This is a genomic window from Streptomyces sp. NPDC096048, from assembly GCF_044763415.1.
Classification (GTDB): Bacteria; Actinomycetota; Actinomycetes; order Streptomycetales; family Streptomycetaceae; genus Streptomyces.
This window is the reverse complement of record NZ_JBIWGG010000009.1, coordinates 155,259-167,403: the sequence shown is the minus strand read 5'-3', so window position 1 is coordinate 167,403 and position 12,145 is coordinate 155,259. Positions and strand designations below refer to the sequence as shown.

Below are 12,145 nucleotides of genomic sequence, written 5' to 3'. Positions count from 1 at the left end.
CGCGTCCGTTCGGACGTCGATCAGACTCCGAGCAGATCGACCACGAAGATCAGCGTCGAGCCGGGCGGGATCGCCGGGGTCGGGCTCTGGTCGCCGTAGGCGAGGTGAGCCGGGATGGTCAGCTGACGACGGCCACCGACCTTCATGCCCTGCACGCCCTGGTCCCAGCCCGCGATGACGCGCCCGCCACCGAGCGGGAAGCGGAACGGCGTGCCGCGGTTCCAGCTGGCGTCGAACTCCTCGCCCGTGCTGAAGGTCACGCCCACGTAGTGGACGGTCACGGTCTGACCGGCCTGCGCGACCGGGCCGTCGCCCTCCCAGATGTCCTTGATCTCGAGGTCCGCCGGGGGCTCGCCGCCCGGGAAGTCGACCTCGGGCTTGTCGATGCTCACGTGTTCAGCTCCTGCTTGTCTGCGAAAAGGCAACGGCCCAAGTCTTACATCTCGAAGGCGTCACATCTTCGCCAGGATGTCGACGGAGAAGACCAGCGTGGAGTCCTTCTCGATGCCGCTGCCCTCCGGCGGGCTGTCGCCGTACCCCAGGTCCGGCGGGATGACGATGAGGACGCGGCTGCCGACCTTCTTGCCGGTCAGGCCCTGTGACCAGCCCTTGACGACCTGCTGGAGCGAGAACGACGTCAGCTGCTTCCTGCCGTACGTCGAGTCGAACTCCTTGCCGCCGTCCCAGACCACGCCCTTGTACTGCACGAGCACGCTGTCCTGGGCGCCGACCTCGGCACCGTCGCCCTCCAGGACGTACTCCGCCACCAGCTTCTTCGGCGCGTCGGCCTTCGGCAGCTCGATGGAGGGCGCCTTGCCGTCGGTGTTGGTGCCGACCTTGGGCAGGGCGGCGTCGTCCTGCGGGACTTCCTTGCCCTTGGCGGAGCTCTTGGCGTTGAAGGTGTCCTGCACGTCGACCACGAACACCAGCGTGTCGGAACCCTTGATGCCCGCCTGCTCGTTGCCCTGCTCGCCGTACCCCCAGGTGGGCGGCACGGAGAACTCGACGCGGCTGCCGGTCTTCTTGCCGGCGAGCGCGTACCGCCAGCCGTCGATGATGCTGCCCTGGGCGAGCTGGATGACCAGCGGGGTCTTGCGGTCGTAGGAGTTGTCGAAGACCTTCGCGCTCTGCCAGATCTGGCCCAGGTAGTTCGCCGCCACGAAGTCGTTCTCGGCGATGGCCTTGCCGCCTCCGGCGATGACCGTCTTGACCGCGAGGTCCTTGGAGGGCTCGCCGCTGCCCTTGGCGACGGTCGGCTTCTCGCCGAACTTCGTCCCCGCGGTGATCGCCGGCAGCGGGCCGTCGACGATCTTCGGCGGCGGCGGTGCCGACGTGCCCGACGCCTCGGGCGTCGCACTGTCGCCGGCGTTGCTCGAGCCGGAGTCTTCGTCACCGCATGCGGCGAGCGTGACCAGTCCGGCGGGGACGGCGATGAGGAGTGAGCGTCGGCGCACGGTGGGGGCCTCGTATCGGTATCGGTCGGTCCGGTTGAAGTGCGCGCAACTCTACGGCGTGAGAAGGGCACCGTACGGCTAACGTACGGTGCCCGTGTGGCGTTCCGCCCTTTCGTGCGGAAACGCGTGTCTAGCCCGTCCGGCTCACATTCCGGCGATCAGCTTCTCCACCCGGTCGTCCACCGAACGGAACGGATCCTTGCACAACACGGTGCGCTGCGCCTGGTCGTTGAGCTTGAGATGGACCCAGTCGACGGTGAAGTCCCGGCGCTGCTCCTGGGCCCGTCGGATGAAGTCGCCGCGCAGGCGGGCCCGGGTGGTCTGCGGCGGAACGGACTTGCCCTCGAAGATCTTCAGGTCGTTGGCGACCCGGGCGGCCTGGCCCTTCTTCTCGAGCAGGTAGTACAGCCCGCGGCGGCGGTGAATGTCGTGGTAGGCGAGGTCTATCTGCGCGACCCGCGGGTGCGACATGGTCATGTTGTGCTTGGCCCGGTACCGCTCCAGGAGCTTGTACTTCATGACCCAGTCGATCTCGGTGTCGATGCGGTCGAGGTCCTCGGCCTCGATCGCGTCCAGGGTGCGGCCCCACAGCTCCAGCACGCGCTCGACGGTGCCGGTGCGGATGCCGCGGCGCTCGCAGAAGTCCACGGCCTTCTCGTAGTACTCCCGCTGCACCTCCAGCGCGGACGCCTCCCGGCCACTGGCCAGGCGCACCTTGCGCCGCCCGGTGATGTCGTGGCTGACCTCGCGGATCGCCCGGATCGGGTTCTCCAGGGTGAGGTCGCGCATCACCGTGCCCGCCTCGATCATGCGCAGCACCAGGTCGGTGGCGCCGACCTTGAGCAGCATGGTCGTCTCGGACATGTTCGAGTCGCCCACGATGACGTGCAGGCGCCGGTAGCGCTCGGCGTCGGCGTGCGGCTCGTCGCGTGTGTTGATGATGGGCCGGGAGCGGGTGGTCGCCGAGGAGACGCCCTCCCAGATGTGCTCGGCCCGCTGGCTGACGCAGTACACGGCACCGCGCGGTGTCTGCAGCACCTTGCCGGCACCGCACAGCAACTGCCTGGTCACCAGGAACGGAATGAGGATGTCCGCGAGCCGTGAGAACTCCCCGTGCCGGGCCACGAGGTAATTCTCGTGGCAGCCGTAGGAGTTGCCGGCGGAGTCGGTGTTGTTCTTGAAGAGGTAGACGTCGCCCGCGATTCCCTCCTCGTGCAGGCGTCGTTCGGCGTCCACCAGGAGTCCTTCGAGAATGCGCTCGCCCGCTTTGTCGTGGGTGACGAGTTCGGTCACGTTGTCACATTCGGGTGTGGCGTATTCCGGATGCGATCCCACGTCGAGATAGAGGCGGGCCCCGTTGCGCAGAAAGACATTGCTGCTGCGGCCCCATGACACGACACGGCGGAAGAGGTACCGCGCCACCTCGTCAGGCGACAGGCGGCGCTGTCCCCTGAACGTGCACGTGACGCCGTACTCGTTCTCCAGCCCGAAAATGCGGCGGTCCATGACTGAACATTACGCCTGATGACCCGAACTGAAACGGGGTTCGAGGGCACGGTTCGGATCATTTTCCGATGAAGCCGCAACCACCGCTCCCCTGGCGGGAGCTGCGAGGACCCGCCCCGTGCACGCCAGCACGAGCAGGGACACGGCCCCGGCCGCCCCGGGCACCGCGAAGCCCCACAGCGCCCCGCCGTGCTCCACGACGGGCCCCGCGAGGCCCGTACCCATCGAGGCACCCACGGTGAACGTCGTCACCAGCCACGAGAACGCCTCCGTCACCGTGCCGCGCGGCGCGTGCAGGTCGACGAGGACGAACGCACAGGCGATGCACGGTGCGAGGAAGACGCCCGCGACCACCGTGAGCAGCACCATGGCGACGGCGCCGGGCGTCAGCAGCAGGGGCAGGTAACACACCGCCAGCAGGGCCACCAGCACCCGCAGTCGACGGGCGGGATCGCCGGTCCACTGCCGGGCCCCGTAGACGGCTCCGCCGATCAGCGCCCCGAGCCCCAGGGCTGCCATCAGCCAGCCGTAGACGGCGTCACCGCCGTGCTCGTCCGCGTACGGCACGGAGGCGACGGTGATGGACCCGAGCGCCATCCCGACGAACAGGAAGGCGCCCAGCAGCGCGAGCAGCCCGGACGAGCGCAGCGCGCCCAGCCAGTGCGCCTCGCGCGGCGCCGACCGCCACGCGCGCGAGGGGGGCGACACCACCACCGACAGGGCACCCAGTACACCCACCGCGTTCAGCACGAGCAGGGCGACCAGCGGCGACCACAGCGACACGCACACCGTCACGAGCAGCGGCCCGACGGTGAACATGACCTCCTGCGCCACGGCGTCCATGGCGTACGCCGTGTGCACCTGGTCCTCCTTGCGGAGCACGCTCGGCCACAGCGCCCGCAGCCCGCCCTCCAGCGGGGGCGTGAACAGCCCCGCGGCTCCCACGGCGGCGTACGCGAGCGCGACCGTTCCGGTGCCCGCGAAGGCGAACACGGCCATGGCCAGCCCCGACAGCACCGCGGCCGGCAACTGCACCCGCGGCTGCCCGCGCAGGTCCACGAGCCGCCCGAGCACGGGCTGCCCCACGGCGTTGGCGACCCCGTACACGGCGGCCAGCGCTCCCGCGAGGCTGTAAGAACCGCCCTCGGCCCGCACGAACAGCACGATCGCGATCGCCGCGGTGGCGTTGGGCAGCCGTCCCACGAGCGTGCCGACGAGCAGCCGGACGGCATGCCGCGCCCGAAGAATGTCCAGGTACCCGGCGACCACGGCCCACCCCTTCCTCCGCCACGACCGACCGAACGGCCGACCGATGAGGTTTTACGTATAACTTCCTCCGTCATACGTACCATGTCGCCTGTTCACGAGTCCATACGAAAGCGCAGGCGAACGGTGGCACGAGGCAGCACCCGCCCCACGAGCCGGGACGTCGCCCAGGCCGCGGGCGTCTCCCAGGCAGCGGTGTCCCTGGTCCTCGGCGACAAGTGGCGGGGCCGGGTCTCGGAGCCCACGGCCCAACGGGTCCGGGAGGCGGCGCAGGAGCTGGGATACCGCCCGAACCTCGCCGCCCGCAACCTCCGCCTCGGCCGCACCCGCACGGTGCTGCTGGTCGTCCCCGCGCTGACCACGGAGTTCTTCGCGGAGGTGTACACGGGCGCCGCGCGGGTCGCCGCCGAGCACGGCTTCGGAGTGGTCCTCTACCCCTCCCCCGAGGGCGTCGGCCCGGCCCGGGACCCGTTCGCCTCCGCCCAGGCCGCCCTGGACGGCGTCATCGCGTCCTCCATGGCGGCCGACGCGCTCAGCGCGATCCGGGGCGACCAGCTCCCCCTGGTCATGCTGGACAGCGACCCGGAGGGCAGCCTCGGCGCCGCGACGGTCAACCTGGACATCGCCGACGGCATCCGCCAGGTCGCGGAGCACCTCCTGTCCCTGGGCCACCACCGCTTCCTCCACCTCGCGGCGGACGTCCCGTCCTGGACCTTCGAGGTACGCGCCCGCGAACTGGCCGCACGGCTGGCCGACGCCCCCGGCACCGACCTCCGTACCGTCCGCGCCCCCATCTCCATCGAGGGCGCCCTGTCCGCCACGGAGGCCGCGCTCGCCGCTCCGGGACCCCGGCCCACGGCACTGGTCTGCGACGACGACAAACTCGCGGCCGGCGCGTACAAGGCCGCCCGGCGGGCCGGTCTCCGCATCCCCGACGACCTCTCGATCACCGGCCTGGACGACCTCGGCCTGGCCACGGCCATCGACCCCGAGCTGACGACCGTCCGCCTCGACGCGGAACTCTTCGGCGAACGCGGCATGCGGGCCCTGCTGGCGGTCATGGAGGGACAGACGCCCGAGGAGGGCGACATCCCCGTGCACCTGGTCGTACGGGGCTCCACGGCGCCGCCCCCGCCACCGCGAGACTGAGCGGCGCCGGGGCACATGGCACCCGGCGCCGCGCGAAGGCTTCCGTGCAGCGGCTGTCCGCTACTCCTCGCCCTTGTCCCCGCCCTCGTCCTCGTCCGGCAGGGGCAGGTCGTCGGTGCCGCCGGCTCCCGCCGCCGCTCCCGAATCCAGCAGTCGCGACAGCTGCGCCCCCACGATCCGCTTGAACTTCCGCTTCTGCGGACGCGTACGGTCCAGCACCGCGACCTCCAGCCGCTCCGCCGGAATCTCCCGTTCGCTGCCGTTCGTGTCCCGGGACAGCGACTGCACCGCCAGCTTCAGCGCCTCGGCCAGCGTCATGCCGTCCCGGTGTCGCTGGTCCAGGTACCCGCTGATCTGCTCGGCGTTGCCGCCGACCGCGACCGAGCCGTGCTCGTCCACGATCGAGCCGTCGTGCGGCAGCCGGTAGATCTGGTCACTCTCGGGATTGTCACCGACCTCGGCGACGACCAGCTCCACCTCGTACGGCTTCTCGGCCTGGCTGGAGAAGATCGTGCCCAGCGTCTGGGCGTACACGTTGGCAAGGCCACGCGCCGTCACGTCGTCACGGTCGTACGTGTAACCGCGCAGGTCGGCGTAGCGCACCCCGCCGATCCGCAGGTTCTCGTACTCGTTGTACTTGCCGGCGGCCGCGAAGCCGATCCGGTCGTAGATCTCACTGAACTTGTGCAGCGCACGGGACGGATTCTCGCCGACGAACACGATGCCGTCGGCGTACTGCAGCACGACCAGGCTGCGGCCACGGGCGATGCCCTTGCGGGCGTACTCCGCCCGGTCCGCCATCGCCTGCTGGGGTGAGACATAGAACGGCGTCGACACCGGTTATCCGTCCCTTTCTGGAGAAGTCACTGAACCACCTGACAACACGACCGTCCGCGCCCGCTACAGCAGCGCGGCCCGCGGGCCCTCGGGCTGCTCGAGCCGCCGCTCCAGCACCGCGCGGGCGAGCTCCGCACCCTCGTCGTCGCTCAGCCGGCGGAAGCCGTCCTCGGTGATCACAGTGATGATCGGGTAGATCCGGCGCGCGACATCGGGACCACCGGTCGCCGAGTCGTCGTCCGCCGCGTCGTACAGTGCCTGGACCACGAGCGTCGTGGCCTCTTCCTCGGTCAGGTCCTCGCGGAACAGCTTCTTCATCGCTCCACGGGCGAAGATCGACCCCGACCCGGTGGTCGCGTAGCTCTGCTCCTCCGACCGCCCGCCCGTCACGTCGTACGAGAAGATCCGGCCCCTGCCCCGATCCACGTCGTAACCGGCGAACAGCGGCACCACGGCCAGACCCTGCATCGCCATGCCCAGGTTGGACCGGATCATCGTGGACAGGCGGTTCGCCTTGCCCTCCAGGGACAGCTGGGCCCCCTCGACCTTCTCGAAGTGCTCCAGCTCCAGCTGGAACAGCTTCACCATCTCCACGGCCAGTCCCGCCGTACCGGCGATGCCCACCGCCGAGTACTCGTCGGCCGGGAAGACCTTCTCGATGTCCCGCTGGGCGATCATGTTGCCCATGGTGGCCCGCCGGTCACCGGCGAGGACGACACCGCCGGGGAACGTCACCGCCACGATCGTGGTGCCGTGCGGCGCCTCGACGACACCCTGCACCGGCGGCAGCTGCCGGTTGCCCGGGAGCATCTCCGGCTGGTGCTCACCGAGGAAGTCCATGAAGGAGGAGGAGCCAGGCGTCAGGAAGGCAGCTGGTAGACGCCCGGTGCTACGAGTGTTGGCTTCCACGAAGTTCCCTCCAGGTAGGCGGCAGCCCGACGAACAGCGTCGGGCTCGTCTCCCAACTTGCCGATGGCCGAATTGCAGTTGAAGCACAGTACGCCACGGACCTTACCCGTCTTGTGGCGGTGATCCACGTGTACGGCCGGAGCCTTCAGACCAATCACACAGAGGCCCTTTTGGGAGGCGACCATGGCATCACGCTCGACCTCGGTGAGGCCATGGTGACGGAAGCCGTGCGGTTCCGTGTCCACTCGCTGTGTGGTTTGATCTCGCCGCACGTCCGGCGAGGCTTGTTGCCCTCCGGCACATCCACTCTCGGTCGAACGGTGCGTCCCTTGGCCACCTGGCGCTGCTGGTGATAGGTCGCGGCACACTCTCGGCAGTAGGCCCGCAGCCCGTCCCGCATCGCCTTGTTCCGTGCAAACGCTGCCCGCGGCTTGTGCTCCTTGCACCGCGAGCAACGCTTAGCAGCTTCTTCGACCGACAAGCGAACCCCCCGTTGCGACCTTCATCTCGAAGGCTACTCGCCGCCCTTCTGAACGAACGAGCGAACGAAATCCTCTGCGTTCTCCTCCAAGACGTCGTCGATCTCGTCCAGGACGGAGTCCACGTCGTCGTTCAGCTTCTCCTGGCGCTCCTTGAGGTCTTCGGAAGCCTGCGCGTCCTGCGCCTGCTCCTCGACCTCCTCGGTGGAACGTGTGGCCTTCTGCTGGCCGCCGCCGGTGTCCTTGGTCGCCATAACCCTCACCCCGCTCGGTTCGCCCGACACAGTTGCTCGGTCAAGATCAGACCCTACAAGCCGGGTCCGACATCGGCCCCGCGTTTCTCCAACGAACGGGGGCCATCTCGATGGTTCCCGGACCGGGTGGTTTTCCACCCTGTCCGGCGGTCTCCTCCGTGTACCCGCTCGGCCCGCCTACCCGCCGGCCAGGACCTTGACCAGGTCTTCCGCGGTGCGGCAGCGGTCCAGGAGCTCCTTGACGTGATTACGCGTTCCGCGAAGCGGTTCCAGGGTTGGCACCCGCTGGAGCGAGTCCCGGCCGGGCAGATCGAAGATCACCGAGTCCCATGAGGCCGCCGCGACGTCGTCCGCGTACTGCTCCAGACAGCGCCCTCGGAAGTACGCGCGGGTGTCCTCCGGCGGCTTCGTACGGGCCCGCTCGACCTCCGTCTCGTCCAGGAGCCGCTTGATGCGGCCACGGTCCACGAGCCGGTTGTACAGGCCCTTGTCGGGCCGTACGTCGGCGTACTGGAGGTCCACCAGGTGCAGCCGGGCCGCGTCCCAGTCCAGGTCGTCCCGGCGGCGGTAGCCCTCCATGAGCTCCCGCTTGGCCACCCAGTCCAGCTCGCCGGCCAGGCTCATCGGATCGTTCTCGAGCCTGTTGAGGGTGTCCTCCCAGCGCCCCAGGACGTCCTTGGTCTGGTCGTCGACGTCCGCGCCGTACCGTTCCTCGACGTACTTGCGGGCCAGCTCGTAGTACTCCATCTGGAGCTGCACCGCGGTCAGTGTCCGGCCGCTGCGCAGCGTGACCAGGCGCTTCAGCGACGGGTCGTGCGAGACCTGGTGGAGGGTGCGCACCGGCTGGTCCACGGCCAGGTCGACGGCGATGAACCCGTCCTCGATCATCGACAGGACCAGAGCCGTCGTACCCAGCTTCAGGTAGGTCGAGATCTCCGACAGATTCGCGTCGCCGATGATCACGTGCAGTCGCCGGTACTTCTCGGCGTCCGCGTGCGGTTCGTCGCGCGTGTTGATGATGGGCCGCTTCAGCGTCGTCTCCAGGCCGACCTCGACCTCGAAGTAGTCGGCGCGCTGGCTGAGCTGGAAGCCGTGCTCGTGGCCGTCCTGGCCGATGCCGACGCGGCCGGCGCCGGTGAAGACCTGGCGGGAGACGAAGAAGGGCGTCAGGTGGCGCACGATGTCCGAGAAGGCGGTCTCCCGCTTCATCAGGTAGTTCTCGTGCGTGCCGTAGGAGGCGCCCTTGTTGTCGGTGTTGTTCTTGTAGAGGTGGATCGGCTGGGCACCGGGCAGCTGGGCGGCCCGCTCCGCGGCCTCGGCCATGATCCGTTCGCCGGCCTTGTCCCACAGCACGGCGTCCCTCGGATTGGTGACCTCCGGAGCGCTGTACTCGGGGTGGGCGTGGTCGACGTAGAGCCGTGCCCCGTTGGTGAGGATGACATTGGCCAGGCCGATGTCCTCGTCGGTGAGCTGGCTGGAGTCGGCGGCCTCGCGGGCGAGGTCGAAGCCCCGCGCGTCCCGCAGCGGATTCTCCTCCTCGAAGTCCCAGCGGGCCCGGCGGGCCCGGTGCATCGCCGCCGCGTAGGCGTTGACGATCTGGGACGAGGTGAGCATGGCATTGGCGTTCGGGTGGCCCGGGACGGAGATTCCGTACTCCGTCTCGATGCCCATTACTCGCCGTACGGTCATGCGGCCCTCCTTGCCCGGCGGCGCCCGTAGTGGGCGCCGCTCAAGTACCGCTGGCGCTCCGATGCGTGTGCGGTGCCCGTCCCCGCACTGCGCGACTCGGCGGTATGGAAGAGCCTAGAACGCCTTTGCGCTGGTGGGGAGATCATTTGCGGCATTGCCTTGCTCCAGTCGGGGCTCCGGAAAACAGTCGGCTGCGGGTACCCGCTGAGGGCACCCGCAGCCGCCCCGCCTTTTACAGGTACTGACCGGTGTTCGCCACCGTGTCGATGGAGCGTCCGGTGTCCGCGCCCTGCTTTCCGGTGACGAGCGTACGGATGTACACGATCCGCTCGCCCTTCTTTCCGGAGATCCGGGCCCAGTCGTCCGGGTTGGTGGTGTTGGGCAGGTCCTCGTTCTCCTTGAACTCGTCCACGCAGGCCTGGAGGAGGTGGGAGACGCGAAGGCCCTTCTGGTTCGCTTCCAGGAAGTCCTTGATCGCCATTTTCTTGGCGCGGCCCACGATGTTCTCGATCATGGCACCGGAATTGAAGTCCTTGAAGTAGAGGACTTCCTTGTCGCCATTGGCGTAGGTGACCTCCAGGAAGCGGTTCTCCTCGGATTCGGCGTACATCTGTTCCACCGCGGTCTGGATCATGCTCTGGACGGTGGCCGCCCTGTCCTTCTCGTGCTCCGTGAGGTCGTCCACGTGGAGCGGGAGGCGCTCGGTGAGGTACTTGCCGAAGATGTCCTTGGCCGCCTCGGCGTCCGGACGCTCGATCTTGATCTTCACGTCGAGTCGGCCGGGCCGCAGGATGGCGGGGTCGATCATGTCCTCACGGTTGGAGGCACCGATCACGACCACGTTCTGCAGGCCCTCCACGCCGTCGATCTCGGCGAGCAGCTGCGGGACGATGGTGTTCTCCACGTCCGAGCTGACACCGGAACCGCGGGTGCGGAAGAGGGACTCCATCTCGTCGAAGAAGACGATGACGGGGGTGCCCTCGCTGGCCTTCTCCCGGGCCCGCTGGAAGACCAGGCGGATCTGCCGCTCGGTCTCACCGACGTACTTGTTGAGCAGCTCGGGGCCCTTGATGTTGAGGAAGAAGCTCTTGCCGGCGGCCTGGCCGGTCACCTCGGCGACCTTCTTGGCCAACGAATTGGCGACCGCCTTGGCGATGAGCGTCTTGCCGCATCCGGGAGGGCCGTAGAGCAGGACGCCCTTGGGCGGACGCAGCTCGTGCTCCCGGAACAGGTCGGGATAGAGATAGGGGAGCTCGACCGCGTCGCGGATGGCCTCGATCTGTCCGCCGAGGCCGCCGATCTGCTCGTAGCCGATGTCGGGGACCTCTTCGAGGACGAGTTCCTCGACCTCGCTCTTGGGAACGACCTCGTAGACGTAGCCGGAGCGGGGTTCGAGCAGGAGCGCGTCGCCGGGGCGGATGTTGATGCCGCGCAGCGGCTCCGCGAGGCGCACCACCCGCTCCTCGTCGGTGTGCCCCAGCACCAGGGCTCGCTCGCCGTCCTCGAGGATCTCCTTGAGGGTGACGATGTCGCCGACGCTCTCGTACTCCATGGCCTCGACCACGTTGAGTGCTTCGTTGAGCATCACTTCCTGGCCGCGCCGGAGCTCGTCGAGCTCGACGCTCGGGCTGACGTTCACCCGGAGTTTGCGGCCGCCGGTGAAGATGTCGGCGGTACCGTCCTCGTTCGCCTGCAGGAAGACACCGAAGCCGGCCGGTGGCTGGGCCAGCCGGTCGACCTCTTCCTTGAGGGCCACGATCTGGTCTCGGGCCTCGCGCAGTGTTCCGGCGAGTCGCTCGTTCTGGGCGGACACGCCGGCCAGGTTGGTCTGCAGCTCGACAATCCGCTCTTCGAGAATTCTCGTGTGCCGCGGAGATTCGGCGAGCTTGCGTCGCAGGACGGCGATCTCCTGCTCAAGGTAGGCCACCTGCCCGGCCGGGTCCTCGGACCCGCGTCCCGGGCGGATGCCGCGGTTCATGTCGTCGTCGTGGGCTGCCACGGTCCTCACCTCCTCCATGGGGAGCTGGACGCTTCCAGACCCTACCTGGGTGGGTGTCGATTGAAACCCCTAGATCACAAAGACTGTCGGGGTGTGTCCGATCTTCACCCTTGCGCTCTCCCTCACGCCAGGGGAATACCCACGGAACGTGAGTGGAACCCAGCCGGAGGTAGGGTCGAAGCGTTCAACACCCGTCAGAGCTGGCCGGATTCCCGAACGGCTCGACGCAGGAAACGGCAGGAGACATGAGCGTGCAGCAGGAGGCCGGAGTCGACGGCGAGGCCCTGGAGGTCTGGATCGACCAGGACCTGTGTACCGGTGACGGCATCTGCGCCCAGTACGCGCCCGAGGTGTTCGAGCTGGACATCGACGGTCTGGCCTACGTCAAGGGCGCGGACGACGAGCTTCTGCAGACCGCGGGAGCGACAACGCCCGTGCCGTTGCCGCTTCTCACGGACGTGGTCGATTCCGCGAAGGAGTGTCCGGGCGAGTGCATCCACGTACGTCGCGTTTCGGACAGGGCCGAGGTGTACGGTCCGGACGCAGAGTGACCGAACCGTGACTTAATCCGCACGCTCCGTGACCGCAGTCTGGTGTGTCACT

General features: G+C 68.4%; 12 protein-coding genes. 2 read left to right on the top strand and 10 right to left on the bottom strand.

Going from position 1 to position 12,145, the window contains the following annotated elements; all coding sequences use genetic code 11:
• Positions 1-20 precede the first annotated feature (20 nt).
• From ACIQ6R_RS25360 to ACIQ6R_RS25345, 4 genes are all read right to left on the bottom strand, one after another.
• Entirely contained in the window at positions 21-392 is a 372-nt protein-coding gene (locus ACIQ6R_RS25360; protein WP_121746021.1) for an FKBP-type peptidyl-prolyl cis-trans isomerase, read from the bottom strand.
• A gap of 60 nt (positions 393-452) precedes the next feature.
• Positions 453-1,454, bottom strand: a complete 1,002-nt coding sequence (locus ACIQ6R_RS25355) for an FKBP-type peptidyl-prolyl cis-trans isomerase (protein ID WP_404179745.1) — start codon at positions 1,452-1,454, stop codon at positions 453-455.
• Between the two features lie 144 nt (positions 1,455-1,598).
• Entirely contained in the window at positions 1,599-2,960 is a 1,362-nt protein-coding gene (gene pafA, locus ACIQ6R_RS25350) for a Pup--protein ligase (RefSeq protein ID WP_109033662.1), read from the bottom strand.
• A 9-nt stretch (positions 2,961-2,969) separates the two neighbouring features.
• Positions 2,970-4,229, bottom strand: a complete 1,260-nt coding sequence (locus tag ACIQ6R_RS25345; protein WP_404179748.1) for an MFS transporter — start codon at positions 4,227-4,229, stop codon at positions 2,970-2,972.
• A gap of 123 nt (positions 4,230-4,352) precedes the next feature.
• Between ACIQ6R_RS25345 and ACIQ6R_RS25340 the strand changes: the two genes are divergently transcribed.
• Positions 4,353-5,375 carry a LacI family DNA-binding transcriptional regulator gene (locus ACIQ6R_RS25340; RefSeq protein ID WP_404223614.1) on the top strand — a complete coding sequence of 341 codons (1,023 nt, stop codon included), beginning with the start codon at positions 4,353-4,355 and terminating at the stop codon, positions 5,373-5,375.
• 60 nt (positions 5,376-5,435) lie between these two features.
• On the opposite strand, the gene prcA is transcribed toward ACIQ6R_RS25340, so the two are convergent.
• The 6 genes from prcA to arc form a co-directional block, all read right to left on the bottom strand.
• Positions 5,436-6,212, bottom strand: coding sequence for a proteasome subunit alpha (prcA, locus tag ACIQ6R_RS25335; protein ID WP_404223611.1), 777 nt, complete (start codon positions 6,210-6,212; stop codon positions 5,436-5,438).
• 63 nt (positions 6,213-6,275) lie between these two features.
• Positions 6,276-7,121 carry a proteasome subunit beta gene (gene prcB, locus ACIQ6R_RS25330; protein WP_404223608.1) on the bottom strand — a complete coding sequence of 282 codons (846 nt, stop codon included), beginning with the start codon at positions 7,119-7,121 and terminating at the stop codon, positions 6,276-6,278.
• On the bottom strand, positions 7,073-7,306 hold the full coding sequence (locus ACIQ6R_RS25325; RefSeq protein WP_404223853.1) for an endonuclease VII domain-containing protein: 234 nt from the start codon (positions 7,304-7,306) through the stop codon (positions 7,073-7,075). The genes prcB and ACIQ6R_RS25325 overlap by 49 nt, the downstream gene beginning before the upstream one ends.
• A 329-nt stretch (positions 7,307-7,635) precedes the next feature.
• Entirely contained in the window at positions 7,636-7,854 is a 219-nt protein-coding gene (locus ACIQ6R_RS25320) for a ubiquitin-like protein Pup (protein ID WP_043374843.1), read from the bottom strand.
• A gap of 177 nt (positions 7,855-8,031) precedes the next feature.
• Positions 8,032-9,543 carry a depupylase/deamidase Dop gene (gene dop / locus ACIQ6R_RS25315; RefSeq protein ID WP_404223606.1) on the bottom strand — a complete coding sequence of 504 codons (1,512 nt, stop codon included), beginning with the start codon at positions 9,541-9,543 and terminating at the stop codon, positions 8,032-8,034.
• A 232-nt stretch (positions 9,544-9,775) separates the two neighbouring features.
• On the bottom strand, positions 9,776-11,542 hold the full coding sequence (arc, locus tag ACIQ6R_RS25310) for a proteasome ATPase (RefSeq protein WP_310874198.1): 1,767 nt from the start codon (positions 11,540-11,542) through the stop codon (positions 9,776-9,778).
• A 245-nt stretch (positions 11,543-11,787) separates the two neighbouring features.
• Between arc and ACIQ6R_RS25305 the strand changes: the two genes are divergently transcribed.
• The gene (locus ACIQ6R_RS25305) at positions 11,788-12,093 is read left to right on the top strand and encodes a ferredoxin (RefSeq protein WP_375915025.1); all 306 of its coding nucleotides are present in this window, start codon (positions 11,788-11,790) and stop codon (positions 12,091-12,093) included.
• The last annotated feature ends 52 nt before the right edge of the window (positions 12,094-12,145 follow it).